This is a genomic window from Janibacter sp. Soil728, assembly GCF_001428305.1.
Classification (GTDB): Bacteria; Actinomycetota; Actinomycetes; order Actinomycetales; family Dermatophilaceae; genus Janibacter.
The window spans coordinates 291875-308374 of sequence record NZ_LMRZ01000005.1 but is presented as its reverse complement, the minus strand read 5'-3'; the positions used below and the strand labels follow the sequence as shown (position 1 = coordinate 308374).

The window sequence follows — 16500 nt, the reverse complement described above, 5'->3', positions numbered from 1 at the left end:
TCCCTTCATGAGCGAGCGCAACACCGGTAGTGGCAGCGGGTTCTCCCCCCGCTCGCTCGCCCGTGCGTCCTTGGCCCGGCTGGGCAGTGGTCGCGCGGCAACCCCAGGTGTCCTCGACCCCCTGCTCCAGATCGTGCGACAGAGCCATCCCAAGTCCGACCTGTCGATCATCGAGCGCGCCTACGACGTCGCCGAGCGGGCTCACGAAGGTCAACGGCGCAAGAGCGGTGACCCGTACATCACGCACCCGCTGGCGGTCACCACGATCCTCGCCGAGCTCGGCATGACCCCGGTGACTCTCGCGGCAGCGCTGCTCCACGACACCGTGGAGGACACCGACTACTCGCTCGATGAGCTCGAGGAGGAGTTCGGCGCCGAGGTCGCCAAGCTCGTCGATGGCGTCACCAAGCTCGACAAGGTCACCTACGGCGACAACGCCCAGGCCGAGACCGTGCGCAAGATGATCGTGGCGATGGCTCGCGACATCCGCGTGCTCGTCATCAAGCTGGCCGACCGGCTGCACAACGCGCGGACCTGGCGCTATGTCTCGGCGGCGTCCGCGCAGCGCAAGGCCCAGGAGACCCTGGAGATCTACGCGCCCTTGGCCCACCGCCTCGGGATGAACACCATCAAGTGGGAGCTGGAGGACCTCTCCTTCGCCACGCTCTACCCCAAGGTCTACGAGGAGATCGTCCGGCTCGTCGCCGAGCGTGCCCCCGCTCGCGAGGAGTACCTGACGACGGTCAAGAGCCAGGTGGTGACGGATCTGCGTGAGGCGCGGATCAAGGCCACGGTCACCGGGCGACCCAAGCACTACTACTCCGTGTACCAGAAGATGATCGTCGGCGGCCGGGAGTTCGGCGAGATCTATGACCTCGTCGCCGTGCGAGTCCTCGTCGACACCGTGCGGGACTGCTACGCGGCGCTGGGTGCTCTGCATGCCCGGTGGAACCCCCTTCCGGGGCGGTTCAAGGACTACATCTCGCTGCCGAAGTTCAACATGTACCAGTCGCTGCACACGACGGTCATCGGTCCGCAGGGCAAGCCCGTCGAGATCCAGATCCGTACCCACCAGATGCACCGCCGGGCCGAGTACGGCGTCGCGGCCCACTGGAAGTACAAGGACCGCGGCAACCCGGACGGTGGCCGGGTCGACGACGGTCAGGCGGGGGAGATGGCGTGGCTGCGCCAGTTGCTCGACTGGCAGAAGGAGACCGCGGACCCCAGTGAGTTCCTGGACTCCTTGCGCTACGAGATCAACACCCGTGAGGTCTATGCCTTCACGCCCAAGGGGCAGGTCATCGCCCTTCCTGCCGGGGCGACCACCGTCGACTTCGCCTACGCGGTGCACACGGAGGTCGGGCACCGATGCATCGGCGCCCGGGTCAACGGCCGGCTCGTGCCACTGGACTCACCGCTGGAGAACGGCGATGCCGTCGAGGTCCTGACCTCCAAGGCCGAGGGGGCGGGCCCCTCACGCGACTGGCTCAACTTCGTCCGCTCGGCCCGCGCGCGCAACAAGATCAAGCAGTGGTTCACCAAGGAACGTCGTGAGGAGATGGTCGACTCCGGCAAGGAGGCCATCGCCAAGGTCGTGCGCAAGCAGAACCTGCCGCTGCACCGCCTGGTCACCGTGGAGTCACTCACGTCCGTCGCGAGTGAGCTACGACGTCAGGACGTCGACGGTCTCTACGCCGCGGTCGGTGAGGGGCACGTGTCGGCGCAGCATGTCGTCTCGCGGCTCATCGCGGCTGCCGGGGGACAGGACGGCGCGACCGAGGACCTCGCTGAGGCAACGGTGCCCGGTCCGATCGGCCGCAGCCGCAGCACCAATGACCCCGGTGTGGTGGTCAAGGGCATGGACGACCTGTGGGTCAAGCTCGCCAAGTGCTGCACCCCGGTCCCGGGCGACGAGATCATGGGCTTCATCACCCGCGGCAACGGCGTCTCCGTCCACCGGGTCAAGTGTCCCAACGCCACCTCGCTGAAGAAGGAGTCCGAGCGGCTCATCGAGGTGGAGTGGGCACCGAGCAGCACGAGCGTCTTCCTCGTGCAGGTCCAGGTCGAAGCACTCGATCGGGCCGGCCTGCTCTCCGATGTCACTCGCGTGCTCTCCGAGTCGGGGGTCAACATCCTCTCGGCCGCAGTGCAGACCTCCCGCGATCGGGTGGCGATCCTGCGCTTCTCCTTCGAGATGGGCGAGGTTGCCCACCTCAGTCACGTCATCCAGCAGGTCAAGCGCATCGAGTCGGTCTTCGACTGCTTCCGCATCAACGGCGGGAACGGCAAGAAGCGCTGATCACACCCCCTTCGAGCAGAAGCGGGAGGGAGTCGGCGAGGACCGCTCATCCGGCCCCTGCCCAAGCGCCAGGAACGTCGCTAGGCTGCCCGCCATGGGAGTGCCGCGGGGGGTCGTGCTGGGCGTGATCGCTGCACAATTCTGTGTGCCGCTCATCGCGCTGGTCGCCAGCGAGCCGCCCACGCGGCTGGGGTTCCAGATGTACTCAGGGCTCGGCAGTCTCGACGTGACCGTCGAGGACGAGCACGGGCAGGACGTGGAGTACGACCCGGCGGAGGTCTTCGCCGTCTCACCGCGGGTCGAGATCGACTGGACCCGGCGACTGCCAGAACGTCTGTGCGCCATACCGGGAGCCGCGCAGGTGACGGTCGAGCGACCTGATGGGTTGAGGACCGTGAGGTGCTGAGGCTTGCGCTGCACGTCGATCCACGTCCGGTCGCGGTCGCCCGCATCGGGCTGGCACTAGCCGCACTCATCAACACCTTGGAGATGTACGCCCTCCTCAGCGGTCTGGCCGCGGGCAAGCTGGCGATGCCGCTCACCGACTGGGTGCCGTCGGTCTCCCATGTGGCAGTGCAGGTGGTTCTGGCCGTGGGCGTCACCGCGTCGGTGTCGATCCTCCTGGGGGTTGGCACCGCGGCAGCCGCCATTGCCTACTCCCTGACCATGGGGACCGTGCTCCTGTGGGACCAGCAGACGTACAGCAGCCATCAGGTCATCGTCGTGCTTCTGATCGCCTATCTGGCCTTCGCTCGCTCTGACCGGGCCTACAGTCTGGTGAGCCGTGGCCGACCGCGACGTGAGGTCCCCTGGTGGCCGCAGCTGCTGATGATGACCCAGCTGAGTGCGCTCTACCTGTTCGCTGGCCTGTCCAAGATCAACCACATGTTCCTGCCCGGTGACGCACTCGCAGGCTGGATGCGCTATCCGTTGCCAGAGTGGGTCTACCAGCCCATGGCCGTGGCGACGATCGTGACCGAGATGGGGCTTCTGGCCGTGGGCCTGTGGGTGCCCCGATTGCGGATGGTCGCCGTGGTTGCCGGCATGGGCCTGCACCTGAGCATCCTCACGCTGCTGGCGGACAGCACTATCCAGCTGGTGGCCTTCGCCCTCGCGTGTGTGCCCCTCTACCCGCTGTTCCTGGCTCGTCCGAGTCTGCGTCGATACGGGCAGGACGATCCCGGACCACTCATGACGGGAGCCCCGGGACCGACGCTGTCGTGATCTCGGGGCTCCCGTGCGTGGTTGGCCGAAGCGTCAGCCGCCGAACTCGTCGAGGCCCTTGCGTGCCTGGTCGAGCCAGGCCTGCTGAGCCTCCAGCTGCTCGCGCAGCTTGGCCGCCCGGGAGGTGTCGCCCTTGGCCTCCGCGGCCTCGACGTCCTCGCGCAGCTCAGCCACCTTGGACTCCAGCTGGGTGGCCATCGACGAGGCGCGAGCCGACAGCTCGGGGTTGGTGTTGGACCACTTCTTGTCCTCGAGGTCGCGGACGGACTGCTCGACCTTCTGCATGCCCTTCTCCATCCGAGCGATGTCCGCACGCGGCACCTTGCCCGCGGCCTCCCACCGGTCCTGGATGTCGCGCAGCGCAGCCTTGGTCTTCTCGAGGTCCTTGATCGGCAGCAGCGCCTGTGCCTCCGCGAGGATGGTCTCCTTGGCCTCGAGGTTGCCTCTGTGGGCCTCGTCCTCGGCCGCCGCATCGGCGTCCTTGGCGTTGAAGAAGGCATCCTGGGCGGTACGGAAGCGCTCCCACAGCTTGTCGTCGTCGTTGCGTCCGGCGCGGCCGGCACTGCGCCAGTCGTCCATGAGGCGCTTGAAGGCTCCGGCCGTGGAGTTCCAGTCGGTGGACGTCGACAGACGCTCGGCCTGCACGACCAGGTCCTCCTTGACGGCCTTGATCTCGCCGCGGCTGACCTCGAGGTGCGCGAAGTGGGAACGACGCGCCTTGTCGAAGCCATTGCGGGCCTTGGAGAAGCGCTGCCACAGCGAGCTCTCGACATCCTTGTCCAACCGGACCTTGCCGCGCTGGTGGGTCTTCCACTCGTCGAGCAGGGCGCGCATGCGGGCCGTGGACTGCTTCCACTGGACCTTCTCGATGGGCTGCGCGGCAATGGTCTCGGCCTCGGCCACGATGGCCTCACGCTCGGCGCTGGCCACCTTCTTGGCCTCGGCGCGCTGAGCGGACTCGGTCTGGCGCTTGGTGGCCAGCCCCTCCTCGAGCTCGGTGATCAGGGTGGCCAGGGCCGGCAGGTCACCGACGACATTGGGTTCCTGGGCGTGCTCACGCAGGCTCTTCAGGCCGTCGCCGATCTCCTTCGCGGAGACATCCGGGACGTCGAGGCGCTGGCGCAGCAGGGTCGCGGAGGCGAAGAGCTCGTCGTACTTGCGGGCGAAGTACTGCAGGGCTTCCTCGGGCGTGGCGTCGGGGTAGGACCCGACCTCGCGTTCGTCTTCGCCCTCACGGACGAAGACCTTGCCCTCCTCGTCCACTCGACCAAAAGCGGCCGATGCCGAGTGGTCCGTCGTGATCGCCGGCACCTCGGGGGCGGGGGTGGCAGGCGGTCGGGGGGCCATGCGGGCCAGGGCCGCAGGCGAGGGCGCCGAAGGGCGCGGGGCGTTGGTCTCGTCACTCACATGCCCGAGGTTACCCAAGGGCGCGGCGCGAGGGGGCCCGCACGTAGGCTTGAGCCGTGCTGACCCTCTCCTTCCCGGCGCAGGCCTTCGGGACAAACTGCTATGTCATCGCCGATGCCCCCGGCGAGGAGTGCATCATCGTCGACCCGGGCATCGGGATCGAGGAGACCTTGCGGGAGGTGCTGACGACCCACCGGCTCAAGCCGGCCGCGGTGCTCCTCACGCACGGTCACATCGACCACATCTTCTCCGTGACCCCTGTCTGCGGAGGGGATCTGGCCGCCTACATCCACACTGACGACCGCTACCGCCTCGTCGACCCGCTGGGGTCCTCGTCCCTGGGACCGCAGCTGAGCGGGATGCTCGAGCAGCAGTTCGGCAAGAAGGTCACCTGGCGTGAGCCCGACACGATCGTCGAGGTCACCGACAGCCAGGTGGTCACGGTGGCTGGGATCGACCTCGAGGTCATCCACGCGCCGGGGCACACCGAGGGCTCCGTGATGTTCGCGATGGGGCAGGTGCCCGAGGGCGTCCCCGCCGGGGCCGAGGTGGACCGCACCCTCATCACGGGTGACGTGCTCTTCGCCGGGTCCATCGGGCGGACCGATCTGCCGGGCGGGTCGCACGAGGCCATGCAGGACTCCCTTCGTCGGGCTGTCCATCCGCGCCCTGACTCCAGTCTCGTCCTGCCCGGTCACGGCCCCGCGACGACGCTGGGCCGCGAGAAGGCGACCAACCCGTATCTGCAAGGACTGTCATGAGCACCCCCCGCGCCACCAAGATCACGCCGCTGTCCGGCTTCCCGGAGTACCTGCCTGAGCAGCGGGTCGTCGAGCAGCACTTCATCGATGTCATCCGCTCGACCTTCGAGCTGCACGGCTTCCCGTCGATCGAGACCAGGTCGGTCGAGCCGGTCGAGAGGCTCCTCGGCAAGGGTGGCGATGCGGACAAGGAGATCTACGGGATCCACCGCCTGGCTGATGCCGAAGGCGGCAGCACCGGCGCAGGTCGTGAGAGCGAGCTCGGTCTGCACTTCGACCTCACGGTGCCCTTTGCCCGGTATGTCGTGGAGAACGCCGGACGGTTGAGCTTCCCCTTCCGCCGCCACCAGATCCAGAAGGTCTGGCGCGGTGAGCGGCCCCAGGAGGGGCGCTACCGCGAGTTCACCCAGTGCGACATCGATGTCGTCGACACCGGGGAGCTGGCGCCGCACTTCGAGGCCGAGATGCCGCTCGTCATGGCCGAGATCTTCGCCAAGCTGCCGATCCCGCCGATGGTCATCCAGGTCAACAACCGGATGATCCCGGAGGGCTTCTACCGGGGGCTGGGGATCGAGGACGTCGCCGGCACCCTGCGCATCGTCGACAAGCTGGACAAGATCGGCCCGGACAAGGTCGCGGCGCTGCTCGTCGAGGCCGGACGGACCGCGGAGCAGGCGCAGGCCTGCCTCGACCTGGCGGCGATCCGGACTCAGGACACCTCCTTCGTCGAGCGGGTCCGGGCGCTTGGCGTCGAGCACACCGTGCTCGACGAGGGCCTCGCAGCGCTCTCTGCCGTCATCGAGACCGGTGCCGCGGCGGCGCCGGGCGCGATGGTCGCGGACCTGAAGATCGCCCGCGGTCTGGACTACTACACGGGCACTGTCTACGAGACGCAGCTCATCGGCTACGAGTCGTGGGGCTCCTTCTGCTCCGGTGGTCGCTATGACGAGCTGGCCAGCGATGGCAAGAACACCTACCCCGGTGTCGGCATCTCGATCGGCCTCTCTCGGCTCCTCGGCCTGCTCCTGGGCAAGGGACTGGTCGGTGCGAGCCGCAAGTCGCCCTCCGCTGTCCTCGTGGCCGTCACGGACGAAGGGAGCCGCCCCGCCTCCGTGGCGGTGGCGACGGCACTGCGTGCGCGGGGGATCCCGTGTGAAGTCGCGCCTGCTGCTGCCAAGTTCGGCAAGCAGATCCGCTTCGCCGAACGTCGTGGGCTCCCGTACGTCTGGTTCCCCGACTCCGGGGAGTCCGGTGGGGACCAGGTCAAGGACATCCGCTCCGGTGAACAGGTCGACGCCGACGCGGCGACATGGGAGTGCCCCGTGGAGGACCTGCGTCCGCAGGTCGTCGCGCTGGGGGAGTAGGCAGAGAGGTATCAGCGGTATCAGCTTGCGGGCCGCTGCCAGGTCCACTCACGACCCCGCAGGGACGAGTCCTGGCGGAGGTCCTCGGGCGGGTGCCACGTGACCGACCCCAGCGGGCTGGGCCTGCGCCCGGCCTGATCCCGGGCGATGAGGTCTGCGGCCTCCCACAGGTCGTCAGACGCTTCGGTGGGCGTGGCAGCGTCTTTGGCAACGATGGCGAACCGGTAGCCCGCGCGTTGGAGCAGGGCCTCGATCTTGCCCAGAGGCATCGTGGCTGCGTCCTTCTCCATCCGACCCACCGACGTATGGCTCCATCCGAGCTCAGCAGCGAGCTCGCGCTGGCTGAGGCGGGCCAGACGACGGAATCTGCGCGAGACCAGGCCCACGCGTCGGCTTGTCACGATCCGGCTGCGCGCGTCCTCCATCTGCGCGGTCTTGGTCGGCAGGGAGCGGCCGCGGGGCGCGGGTGGGTGCCACAGGTCGTCCTCCACCACATTGGGCCAGTACAGGCAGTCGAGACAGTCCTCGCAGTCACCCGGCTCCTTGCACACCGCGCAGTCCATGGGGCAGGTGAGTGAAGACTGCTCCGCAGGGTCGACGTCGACGGGTTCCATGACCCAAGTCTGCGACGCGGGGCATGACCACCGACGGGCTTGTGCCGACCTGTGGATGACGGAGGGGCGTGGCGTCGCCGTGTTGATCGAGCGGGTCGATCGTGTCGCTCTGCTGTTGCTCCGTACTTTGTGCCAGGACACCTGTCGCAGGAGACCTGTCGCCAGGAGACCTGTGTGTCACGAGACCTGTGTGCCAGGACACCCCTGGCACAAAGTACGGGCCAACGGCATAGGCGGTGGCACACCCTTCGGCCTGAGCCGGTGTCGCCAGCTCAGTCAGTCAGTCAACTCAGTCAACTCAGTCAACTCAGTCAGCGGAGATCGTGGGCTCGGGAGGCCGCAGGCCGCAGTCGCTCAGCTCGAGCAGGGCGAGCTCACGGATCACCTCGGAGTCACCACGCCGCCAGGCGCCCGTCGGGTCGTCGCTGATCCGGGCCAGCCGCTGCAGGGGCTGGTTGGCCATGGCGCGAAGGGCGAAGAGGTCCAGGTCGTCGACCGAGCCCACCAAGGCCTGGGCGGCGGTGGCTCGCCGCACAAAGCGCCATCTCGACGCCAACCAGAAGGCACCGACGATGAGGATCGGGGTCAGCGCGGTGACCCACCCCAAGGTCGTCGCCAGCGTGTCGACCGCAGACACCAGGTCACGACCGGCGTCCTCGATCGACGATCCGGCACCCGCTGCATCGCGGAAGGGCTTGGCCACCTTGTCGTCGAGGAGCGGCAAGTCGTCGACATTGTCACCGGCTGTCGTCAGCTTGTCCCGGAAGCCTTGGCCCGCACTCTCCAGTCGATGGCCCGGCTCGCCCAGCTTGAGCGTCGTCGCGTGCACGACTGTCCCGACCCATGCCCAGAGCAGAATCCAACCGAGCATGAGCAGGTCCGCGACGATCTGACCGGTCCGACGGGCGGGTAGATCCGCATACAGCTTCATGTGCCCATTAGACTCCCCGGCGTGGTCGCGACCACCCGTGGGCACAATGGAGTGCCCACGGTTCGACCACCCTCACGGTTCAGCCACGCAGAACGGTTCAGCCACGCAGATCTCAGGAGTGAGCCGGTGACCACGACGCCCCTGGAGCGCGCGGTGCGGACCTGGCTCACCCAGCTGGACGTCGAGCGCGGAGTCTCCGCCCACACCCTCTCCGCGTACACGCGGGACTCCGGCCGCTACGTCGAGCACCTCGCCGCCGATGGCATCAGCGACCCGCTGGACGTCACCGAGGCCCACGTCGCCGGTTTTCTCGCCGCTCTGCGCACGGGGGACGACTCCCACCCGCCCCTGGCCGCCAGCTCCGCGGCACGCACGCTCGTCGCGGTCCGTGGACTGCACAAGTTCCTTGCTCTCGAGGGAGTCACCCAGCACAACCCCGCCGAGGACGTCGCCCCGCCGACCCCCCCTTCGCGCCTGCCCAAGGCCATCAGCCTCGACGAGGTCACCCGACTCATCGACGCCGCGGGGGTGGGGGACGGGCCCGTCCCGATGCGGGACCGCGCTCTCCTGGAGCTGCTCTACGCGACCGGAGCACGCATCTCGGAGGCCGTCGGCCTCGACATCGACGACCTCGACCTGGAGATCGGAGCGGTCCGGCTCCTGGGCAAGGGCAACAAGGAGCGGGTCGTCCCCGTCGGCTCCTACGCGACGCAGGCCGTGCAGTCGTGGCTGGTCCGCGGACGACCCGAGCTGTCGACGAAGGGCAAGGCGGGACCAGCACTCTTCCTGAACAGGCGAGGAGCCCGGCTGTCGCGGCAGAGCGCCTGGGCGGCCATCACGGCCGCCGCGGACCGAGCCGGCCTGACGGGGCACGTCTCCCCGCACACGATGCGCCACTCCTTCGCCACCCACCTGCTGGAGGGCGGCGCCGACGTGCGGGTCGTCCAGGAGCTCCTCGGCCACGCCTCCGTGACGACCACTCAGATCTACACGATGGTCACGGTGCAGCAGCTGCGCGAGGTCTATGCGCAAAGCCACCCCCGCGCCCGCTGATAGTCTCATCGCTGATCAGCGAGAGGCTGACCGACCGCCAGACCCGATGGAGTGATCCGACTGTGGCATCCGAGGTGACGCCGCCGCTCGAATTCGAGCACGACCTGACCCAGTACGGTCCGACCGGCAGGCCCCTGCCCACCTTCCCAGAGCCAGCACCGCTGGACTCGCACGGGCCGGCCCGCATCATCGCCATGTGCAACCAGAAGGGCGGGGTCGGCAAGACGACCACGACCATCAACCTGGGCGCTGCACTGGCCGAGGCCGGCCGCCGTGTCCTGCTCGTGGACTTCGACCCGCAGGGCGCCCTGTCCGTGGGACTCGGTGTCCCGACCCACATGCTGGACATCACGATCTACGACCTGCTCGTCTCCCGCGGGCACGAGATCAGCGAGATCATCCAGCACACCTCGGTCGAGGGCCTGGACGTCGCCCCGGCCAACATCGACCTGTCGGCTGCCGAGGTGCAGCTCGTCGGTGAGGTCGCGCGCGAGCAGATCCTCTCCCGCGTCCTGCGCCCCGTCCTGGACGACTACGACGTCATCCTGATCGACTGCCAACCCTCGCTGGGGCTGCTGACGGTCAACGCGCTGACGGCCGCTCACGGGGTCGTCATCCCGCTGGAGACCGAGTACTTCGCCATGCGTGGTGTCGCGCTGCTCGTCGAGACGATCGACAAGATCACCGACCGGCTCAACCCCGGCCTGACCGTCGACGGCATCCTCGCCACGATGTACGACGGGCGCACCCTGCACAGTCGTGAGGTCGTCGGGTCCGTCGTCGAGCACTTCGGCGACCGGGTCTTCCACACCGTCATCTCGCGCACGGTGAAGTTCCCCGACGCAACTCTTGCCGCCGAGCCGATCACCACCTACGCCACCGGGCACTCCGGGGCCAATGCCTACCGGCAGCTGGCCCGTGAGCTGATCTCGCGCGGCGGCGCTCCCTGACGACAGTGGAGGCCCCCGCGGCCACTGCGCCCACCCCCTCGCCCCTCACGACCCCGCCAGAGGCCACCGTCCCCGGTGGTGTCATCACCAAGCGGGGCGCCGAGCAGGCCTTCACCGTGCATCTCGACAACTTCGAGGGGCCCTTCGACCTCCTGCTCGGTCTGATCAGCAAGCACCAGCTGGACATCACCGAGATCGCTCTGGCCAAGGTCACCGACGAGTTCATGGTGCACCTGCGGGCCCTCCAGGCCAGCGAGCCGGCATGGGACCTGGGCCAGACGAGCGAGTTCCTCCTCGTCGCCGCGACATTGCTCGACATCAAGGCCTCGCGGCTGCTGCCCAACACCGGCGACGGGGATGAGGAGGACCTCGAGCTCATCGAGGCCCGCGACCTCCTCTTCGCGCGGCTCATGCAGTACCGCGCCTTCAAGGATGTCGCGGCCCAGTTCGGCGAGACCATGGCGGGCACCGGTCGGATGACACCGCGTCAGGCGGGCCTGGAGCCGCACCTGGCAGCGCTGCTGCCCGAGCTCGTCATGAGCATCACGCCCGAGCAGCTGGCCATGATCGCTGCCCGCGCCCTCACCCCTAAGGAGCCCGAGACCATCGGGCTGACTCATCTGCACGCACCCGCCGTCAGCGTGCGCGAGCAGGCCGTCATCGTCGTCGACCGGCTGCGCGCCGAGGGCGCGCTGTCCTTCCGGTCGCTCGTGCGCGATGCGGACACGACCCTCGTGGTCGTCGCCCGCTTCCTCGCCCTGCTCGAGCTCTTCCGCGACAAGCAGGTCACCTTCGACCAGCCGGAGGCACTCGGAGACCTCGAGGTCAGCTGGACCGGCAGCCAGGAGAGCACCGTGGACGTCGGTGCCGAGTTCGACGAAGGGGAGCCACCGCCCCCTTCGCTCGCGGAGGAGGAGCCCAATGAGTGAACCCACCCAGGCCGACCCACTGACCCAGGCCGAACCACTGGCCGAGGGCGACGACGTCCAGGTGGCCTTCGACGTCGGTGAGCTGCCCGGAGGTGCCCGAGCGGCCATCGCGGCGGTCCTGATGATCGTCGAGGAACCGGTCACCGACCATGCCCTCGCGTCGGCACTCGAGCTGCCCGTCGAGGAGATCCGCGAGCACCTCGGTGCGCTCGAGAGCACCTACGCCGACGGCCAGCACGGCTTCACCGTGCGCAATGTCGGCGGGGGATGGCGCTTCTACAGCCACCACGCCTACGCGCCGGTCGTCGAGCGCTTCGTCATCGACGGCCAGCAGTCCAAGCTGACGACCGCCTCCTTGGAGACGCTCGCCGTGATCGCCTACCGGCAGCCGATCGCCAGGGGTCGCATCAGCGCGATCCGAGGAGTCACCGTCGACGGCGTCGTGCGCACGCTGCTGACCCGCGGACTGATCGTCGAGGTCACCAAGGACGAAGAGTCCAACGCGACGCTCTACGGGACCACCCCCTACTTCCTGGAGCGGATGGGTCTGAACTCTCTGGACGACCTGCCGCCCATCGCCCCTTACCTACCCGACGCAACAGTGCTCGACGAACTCATGAATGAGGCCCGCCCATGACCCCGCCCCAGAACCGCCGTCCCGGAGGCCCCCAAGGCGCAGGCCGTGGCAAGGGACCCAAGAAGCCGCCGCGTCCCGGCCGCCGCAACCAGCCCGACCGGGGGACCACCGGCCGCAGCCGCAGCGGCCAGGCCGAGCTGGCGCCGCAGCCCCCGCAGGCCGCTCCGATCGACATCCACGACCCCGAGGGGACCCGCCTGCAGAAGGTTCTGGCCGCGGCCGGGATCGGCTCCCGACGTGCCTGCGAGCTCCTCATCAGCGAGGGCCGGGTCGAGGTCGACGGTCAGGTCGTGCGCGAGCTCGGCGTGCGCGTGGACCCCATCCGCCAGACCGTGCACGTCGACGGCGAGCGCGTCCACCTCGACGAGTCGCGCGTCTACCTCGCCTTCAACAAGCCGACGGGTGTCGTCACGACGATGTCCGACGAGCTGGGTCGGTTGAGCATCGGTGACTACGTCGCCGGTCGCCCGGAGCGCCTCTTCCACGTCGGTCGACTCGACGCCGACACCGAGGGTCTGCTCATCCTCACCAACGACGGCGACCTCGCCCACCGGCTGCAGCACCCGGCCCACGGTGTGCTGAAGACCTACATCGCCGAGATCCCGGGCCCGGTGCCCAGGGACCTGGGCAAGCAGCTGCGCGAGGGCGTCATGCTCGAGGACGGCCCGGTGAAGGTCGACTCCTTCAAGATCGTCGACTCGCGTCCGGGCAAGGCGCTCGTCGAGGTGATCCTCCACGAGGGCCGCAAGCACATCGTGCGCCGCATGCTCGAGCACGTCGGTCACCCCGTCCTCTCGCTGGTGCGCGTGCAGGTCGGGCCGATCACCCTCGGCACGACCAAGTCGGGCCGCTGGCGCAACCTGAGCCGTCAGGAGATCAGCGAGCTGTACAAGGCCGCGGGTCTGTGACCGCTTCGGTCGAGGCGAAGGGAGCGGCCGCCTCGCTTCCTCCCGTGCACGTGATCGGGACCGGGCTCATCGGGGCGAGCATCGGACTGGCCCTCACGGGTGCCGGCGCCGACGTGACGCTGGAGGACCAGTCGGAGACCTCCGTCGCCCTCGCCCGTGATCTGGGTGCAGGTCGGATCACCGGCCCGGTGGATCCCGGAATCGTCGTCGTCGCAGCGCCACCCGACGTCGCCCCACGGCTCGTCCTCACCGCCCTCGAGAGGTGGCCCGAGGCCGTCGTCACGGATGTCGCCTCCGTCAAGCAGGTCGTGCTCGCCGACCTCCTGCGCGCCGGCGCGCCGATCGAGCGCTATGTGGGCAGCCACCCGATGGCCGGGCGGGAGCGCTCCGGTGCCATCAGCGCCCGGGCCGACCTCTTCGAGGGGCGGGCGTGGGTGCTCTGCCCGCACGAAGGGAGCGACCCCGGGGCCACTCGACTCGTCTCGACCCTGGCGCGGGCCACCGGAGCAGCGGTCACGACGCTGACCGCCGAGGACCACGACGCGGCCGTCGCGGCCGTCTCGCACGTCCCGCAGCTCGCGGCCTCCCTCGTGGCAGCGCGCCTGGAGCACCTGAGCGAGCAGGCCATCGGTCTGGCCGGTCAGGGCGTGCGTGATGTCACGCGGATCGCTGCGAGCGACCCCGGCCTGTGGACCCAGATCCTCTCCGGCAACGCCGGCGCGGTCGCCGAGGTGCTGCGTGCCATGTCCGTGGACCTCGTCGGGGTCGTCGACGCCCTCGAGGCGCTCGCGCAGGACGCCCACGTCGCCGATGCGCCCGGAGCACGGGCGGTCCTGGCCCGCAGGATCGCCGACGGCAACGCCGGGCACGCCCGGATCCCGGGCAAGCACGGCGCCCCGCCGGCCGCCTACGCCATCGTCCGGGTCGTCGTCGACGACCGCCCCGGAGAGCTGGCACGACTGCTCGTGGAGATCGGCGAAGAAGGGGTCAACCTCGAGGAGCTGCGCCTCGACCACGGTCTCGGCCTGCCCTTCGGCCTCGCCGAGGTCTCCGTCCTTCCGGCCGCCGCCGGACCGCTGAGCGAGGCCCTGGGGGCCCGTGGTTGGCAGATCCACTCCTGAGCGGCGACTAGGCTGACCCATCATGACCAGCCAGCCCACCCCCTTCGTCATCGGTATCGACGGACCCTCAGGGTCCGGCAAGTCGAGCGTCTCGCGCGCTGTGGCCACCCGCCTCGGCGCGGGCTACCTCGACACCGGGGCGATGTACCGGGCGCTCACGTGGTGGTGCCGCCACACCGAGGTCGATCTCGGTGACGCAGCGGCGATCACCCGAGCCGCTCTCGGGCTGCCGCTGACCATCGGCGACGACCCCGCGGCTCCGACGGTCCTGGTCGACGGCACGGATGTCGCCGAGGCGATCCGCACGAGCGAGATCTCCTCACTCGTGTCGACCATCGCAACCGTCCCCGAGGTGCGGGTGGAGATGCAGCGGCGCCAGCGCGAGCTCATCGAGGACATCGCCGAGCGGCACGGGGCGTGCGTTGCCGAGGGCCGTGACGTCACGACCGTCATCGCGCCGGACGCACCCGTGCGCATCCTCCTCACGGCCAGCGAGGAGGCCCGCCTGCGGCGCCGCTCGCTCGAGGTCCACGGTGCCAGCGACCGGGCCGCGATCGAGGCCACCCGCGACCAGGTCGTGCGTCGGGACCGCGACGACTCCACCGTCTCGCAGTTCACCGAGGCTGCCGAGGGCGTGAGGGTCGTCGACACATCCGACCTCGACTTCGAGGGGTCCGTCGCGGCCGTCATGGCGCTCGTGGACGCCGCCCGCACGCGCTGACCGACGCCCCCTTCCGTCTCACTGCGGCTGATGCCGCCCATGGCTGCGACAATGGCCATGACCACCGACTTTCCAGGAGCACCGTTGAACACCACCCCAGAACCCACCGACCCCACCGGGACCGATGACCCGGCGCTGGCCGAGGGCGTCGAGCGGGTGCTGCGTGCCGGGCTCGAGGACTTCGACCTGACCCCCGAGGACCGGGCGCTCATCGACGGCTTCCAGCCGGACGAGGTCGAGACCGTCACCGGACCGCTCCCCATCGTGGCGATCGTCGGTCGGCCCAATGTCGGCAAGTCGACCTTCGTCAACCGCGTGCTGCGCCGCCGTGAGGCCGTCGTCGAGGACACCCCGGGTGTCACCCGTGACCGCGTCGCCTATGACGCGGAGTGGTCCGGGCGACGCTTCACGCTGCTCGACACCGGCGGCTGGGAGATCGGCGCCGAGGGCATCCACCTGCGCGTTGCCGAGCAGGCCGAGGTCGCCATCGAGATGGCCGATGTCGTGGTCTTCGTCGTCGACGCGATCGTCGGCGCCACCGATACCGACGAAGCCGTCGTCAAGCTGCTGCGTCGCTCGGGCAAGCCCGTCATCCTGGTGGCCAACAAGGTCGACGACCAGCGCTTCGAGCCCGACGCCGCTGCACTGTGGAACCTCGGTCTCGGGATGCCTTACCCGGTCTCGTCACTGCACGGCCGGGGGAGCGGCGACGTCCTGGACGCCGTCCTCGACGTCATGCCCGCGGTCTCGGCCAGCGGCGGCACGGTCGCCGAAGGGGGACCCCGTCGGGTCGCGCTCATCGGACGTCCCAACGTCGGCAAGTCCAGCATGCTCAACCAGCTCGCCGGGGAGGAGCGGGTCGTCGTCGACAATGTCGCCGGTACCACCCGTGACCCGGTCGACGAGATCATCGAGCTCGGTGGCCGACAGTGGCGCTTCGTCGACACGGCTGGTATCCGTCGGCGTGTGCACCAGACCAAGGGTGCGGACTTCTACGCGTCGCTGCGCACCCAGGCCGCACTGGAGAAGGCCGAGGTCGCCGTCGTCCTCATCGACACCCACGAGCCGATCGCCGAGCAGGACCTGCGGATCATCACCCAGGTCGTCGAGAGCGGCCGCGCGCTGGTCATCGCCTACAACAAGTGGGACCTGCTCGACGAGGAGCGTCGCTTCTACCTCGAGCGCGAGATCGGACGCGACCTCGTGCAGGTCACCTGGGCGCCGCGGGTCAACCTCTCGGCCCTGACCGGACGGCACGTCGACCGGCTCACCCCGGCCCTGGACACGGCCCTGAACTCCTGGGACAGCCGAGTACCGACCTCGAAGCTCAACTCGGTGCTGGGCGAGATCGCGTCGTCGCACCCGCACCCCCTGCGTGGGGGCAAGCAGCCCCGCATCCTCTTCGCGACCCAGGCCTCGACGCGCCCGCCGCGCTTCGTCATCTTCGCCTCCGGCTTCATCGAGGCCGGTTACCGCCGGTTCCTGGAGCGTCGTCTGCGCGAGGAGTTCGGCTTCGAAGGGACCCCGATCGAGATCAGCGTGCGAGTGCGGGAGAAGCGCGGACGTCGCTGAGCCCGCGCC

General features: G+C 69.2%; 16 protein-coding genes. 13 read left to right on the top strand and 3 right to left on the bottom strand.

The window, feature by feature from the left end; translation table 11 throughout:
* Positions 1–7 precede the first annotated feature (7 nt).
* From ASG73_RS12210 to ASG73_RS12200, 3 genes are all read left to right on the top strand, one after another.
* Positions 8–2299, top strand: a complete 2292-nt coding sequence (locus ASG73_RS12210) for a RelA/SpoT family protein (protein ID WP_055995438.1) — start codon at positions 8–10, stop codon at positions 2297–2299.
* Positions 2300–2393: 94 nt separating this feature from the next.
* Complete coding sequence (locus ASG73_RS12205; protein ID WP_055995435.1) at positions 2394–2705, top strand: hypothetical protein; 312 nt, start codon at positions 2394–2396, stop codon at positions 2703–2705.
* Positions 2699–3523 (top strand): HTTM domain-containing protein, encoded by an 825-nt coding sequence (locus tag ASG73_RS12200; protein ID WP_055995432.1) that lies wholly within the window; start codon positions 2699–2701, stop codon positions 3521–3523. The genes ASG73_RS12205 and ASG73_RS12200 overlap by 7 nt, the downstream gene beginning before the upstream one ends.
* Before the next feature lie 33 nt (positions 3524–3556).
* Here the strand turns inward: ASG73_RS12200 and ASG73_RS12195 are convergent, their stop codons facing one another.
* Positions 3557–4930 carry a DUF349 domain-containing protein gene (locus ASG73_RS12195; RefSeq protein WP_235499446.1) on the bottom strand — a complete coding sequence of 458 codons (1374 nt, stop codon included), beginning with the start codon at positions 4928–4930 and terminating at the stop codon, positions 3557–3559.
* Between the two features lie 56 nt (positions 4931–4986).
* On the opposite strand from ASG73_RS12195, the gene ASG73_RS12190 reads away from it, so the two are divergent.
* Both ASG73_RS12190 and hisS read left to right on the top strand, forming a co-directional pair.
* The gene (locus ASG73_RS12190) at positions 4987–5691 is read left to right on the top strand and encodes an MBL fold metallo-hydrolase (RefSeq protein ID WP_055995430.1); all 705 of its coding nucleotides are present in this window, start codon (positions 4987–4989) and stop codon (positions 5689–5691) included.
* Positions 5688–7055 carry a histidine--tRNA ligase gene (gene hisS, locus ASG73_RS12185; protein WP_055995427.1) on the top strand — a complete coding sequence of 456 codons (1368 nt, stop codon included), beginning with the start codon at positions 5688–5690 and terminating at the stop codon, positions 7053–7055. The genes ASG73_RS12190 and hisS overlap by 4 nt, the downstream gene beginning before the upstream one ends.
* 20 nt (positions 7056–7075) lie before the next feature.
* On the opposite strand, the gene ASG73_RS12180 is transcribed toward hisS, so the two are convergent.
* Together ASG73_RS12180 and ASG73_RS12175 are read right to left on the bottom strand one after the other, a co-directional pair.
* The gene (locus ASG73_RS12180; RefSeq protein ID WP_055995424.1) at positions 7076–7669 is read right to left on the bottom strand and encodes a helix-turn-helix domain-containing protein; all 594 of its coding nucleotides are present in this window, start codon (positions 7667–7669) and stop codon (positions 7076–7078) included.
* 307 nt (positions 7670–7976) lie between these two features.
* Positions 7977–8600, bottom strand: a complete 624-nt coding sequence (locus ASG73_RS12175) for a hypothetical protein (RefSeq protein ID WP_055995421.1) — start codon at positions 8598–8600, stop codon at positions 7977–7979.
* Between the two features lie 126 nt (positions 8601–8726).
* Here ASG73_RS12175 and xerD point away from each other — a divergent pair, with 126 nt between their 5' ends.
* The 8 genes from xerD to der all read left to right on the top strand — a co-directional run bounded on the left by xerD (position 8727) and on the right by der (position 16491).
* A complete protein-coding gene (xerD, locus tag ASG73_RS12170; protein ID WP_055995418.1) occupies positions 8727–9653 on the top strand; it encodes a site-specific tyrosine recombinase XerD in 927 nt (308 codons plus the stop codon).
* Between the two features lie 62 nt (positions 9654–9715).
* Complete coding sequence (locus ASG73_RS12165) at positions 9716–10603, top strand: ParA family protein (protein ID WP_055995415.1); 888 nt, start codon at positions 9716–9718, stop codon at positions 10601–10603.
* Between the two features lie 5 nt (positions 10604–10608).
* On the top strand, positions 10609–11532 hold the full coding sequence (locus tag ASG73_RS12160) for a segregation and condensation protein A (protein WP_055995412.1): 924 nt from the start codon (positions 10609–10611) through the stop codon (positions 11530–11532).
* Positions 11525–12169: an SMC-Scp complex subunit ScpB gene (gene scpB, locus ASG73_RS12155; RefSeq protein WP_055995409.1), complete on the top strand. Its 645-nt coding sequence runs from the start codon at positions 11525–11527 to the stop codon at positions 12167–12169. Before ASG73_RS12160 ends, scpB begins: the two co-directional genes overlap by 8 nt.
* Positions 12166–13077 (top strand): pseudouridine synthase, encoded by a 912-nt coding sequence (locus tag ASG73_RS12150; protein ID WP_055995406.1) that lies wholly within the window; start codon positions 12166–12168, stop codon positions 13075–13077. The genes scpB and ASG73_RS12150 overlap by 4 nt, the downstream gene beginning before the upstream one ends.
* Positions 13074–14198 carry a prephenate dehydrogenase gene (locus ASG73_RS12145; protein ID WP_082567210.1) on the top strand — a complete coding sequence of 375 codons (1125 nt, stop codon included), beginning with the start codon at positions 13074–13076 and terminating at the stop codon, positions 14196–14198. Before ASG73_RS12150 ends, ASG73_RS12145 begins: the two co-directional genes overlap by 4 nt.
* A gap of 22 nt (positions 14199–14220) precedes the next feature.
* Positions 14221–14919, top strand: coding sequence for a (d)CMP kinase (gene cmk, locus ASG73_RS18420; protein WP_055995402.1), 699 nt, complete (start codon positions 14221–14223; stop codon positions 14917–14919).
* 51 nt (positions 14920–14970) lie between these two features.
* Positions 14971–16491: a ribosome biogenesis GTPase Der gene (der, locus tag ASG73_RS12135; protein WP_442905390.1), complete on the top strand. Its 1521-nt coding sequence runs from the start codon at positions 14971–14973 to the stop codon at positions 16489–16491.
* Positions 16492–16500: the final 9 nt, after the last annotated feature.

Bases quoted from the DNA above. Each gene is read 5' to 3' on its own strand.
- scpB (WP_055995409.1), top strand. From the start codon at position 11,525: ATGAGTGAACCCACCCAGGCCGACCCACTGACCCAGGCCGAACCACTG.
- cmk (WP_055995402.1), top strand. From the start codon at position 14,221: ATGACCAGCCAGCCCACCCCCTTCGTCATCGGTATCGACGGACCCTCA.
- ASG73_RS12205 (WP_055995435.1), top strand. From the start codon at position 2,394: ATGGGAGTGCCGCGGGGGGTCGTGCTGGGCGTGATCGCTGCACAATTC.
- ASG73_RS12175 (WP_055995421.1), bottom strand. From the start codon at position 8,600: ATGAAGCTGTATGCGGATCTACCCGCCCGTCGGACCGGTCAGATCGTC.
- der (WP_442905390.1), top strand. From the start codon at position 14,971: ATGGCCATGACCACCGACTTTCCAGGAGCACCGTTGAACACCACCCCA.
- ASG73_RS12150 (WP_055995406.1), top strand. From the start codon at position 12,166: ATGACCCCGCCCCAGAACCGCCGTCCCGGAGGCCCCCAAGGCGCAGGC.
- ASG73_RS12180 (WP_055995424.1), bottom strand. From the start codon at position 7,669: ATGGAACCCGTCGACGTCGACCCTGCGGAGCAGTCTTCACTCACCTGC.
- ASG73_RS12210 (WP_055995438.1), top strand. From the start codon at position 8: ATGAGCGAGCGCAACACCGGTAGTGGCAGCGGGTTCTCCCCCCGCTCG.
- hisS (WP_055995427.1), top strand. From the start codon at position 5,688: ATGAGCACCCCCCGCGCCACCAAGATCACGCCGCTGTCCGGCTTCCCG.